This window comes from Bacillus sp. SIMBA_008, from assembly GCF_046535495.1.
GTDB lineage: Bacteria > Bacillota > Bacilli > Bacillales > Bacillaceae > Bacillus > Bacillus subtilis.
In genome coordinates this window covers 1-254 of record NZ_JAWRWL010000860.1, presented here as the reverse complement: position 1 = coordinate 254, position 254 = coordinate 1, and the positions used below count along the sequence as shown (strand labels likewise).

Annotated in this window: 1 protein-coding gene; it reads left to right on the top strand. The window is 53.9% G+C overall.

Translation table 11 applies throughout. The features are described from left to right. Window positions 1-254: ATP-binding protein (locus SB658_RS25785; RefSeq protein ID WP_410603310.1), on the top strand; the 254-nt coding region annotated here is incomplete at both ends.

Genomic DNA, 254 nt, shown 5'->3' with positions numbered 1-254 from the left:
CGACAATTCCGTCGATGAAGTTCTTGCCGGCTACGGAGATCATATTATCGTAACGATACATAAGGACAACAGCATCTCCGTTCAGGATAGAGGACGCGGAATGCCGACCGGGATGCATAAGCTCGGAAAGCCGACGCCGGAAGTTATTTTCACCGTGCTGCATGCCGGGGGGAAATTCGGACAGGGCGGCTATAAAACAAGCGGCGGTCTGCATGGTGTCGGCGCATCTGTCGTAAACGCATTATCGGAGTGGC